This window comes from Pseudoalteromonas sp. GW168-MNA-CIBAN-0100 (assembly GCF_040309225.1).
GTDB lineage: Bacteria > Pseudomonadota > Gammaproteobacteria > Enterobacterales > Alteromonadaceae > Pseudoalteromonas > Pseudoalteromonas arctica.
Genome location: NZ_JBEOOL010000897.1, coordinates 1 through 248, shown reverse-complemented (window position 1 = coordinate 248; position 248 = coordinate 1). Strand labels below are relative to the sequence as shown.

Here is a 248-nt window from a genome sequence, read left to right as displayed (position 1 = left end):
CACTATGTCCTTACGCTCCTTTTTTTCTCGACTGCTCACGCCGCACTCAAACAACCATCGTTCAGAGAGTGGTGTGGCTCATAACAACCAGCAAAGCCGACATGGCGATATTACCTTGTACAATTTTTAATCATTACCACCCTACTGCTATCCGCTGTTTGGTTACTGATGGCGATTTGGTATCAGTTTGGCGCGCGCTCAGTGCTAACGTGGTTGGCCATAATCGTCATTATTGGATTGCTTAGCGC

General features: G+C 47.2%; 1 protein-coding gene. It reads left to right on the top strand.

Features of this window, described 5'->3' with window-relative positions; all coding sequences use genetic code 11:
* The coding region (locus AAEY62_RS23900) for a hypothetical protein (protein ID WP_350636952.1) at nt 1-245 on the top strand (245 nt) is incomplete at its 5' end.
* Nucleotides 246-248: the final 3 nt, after the last annotated feature.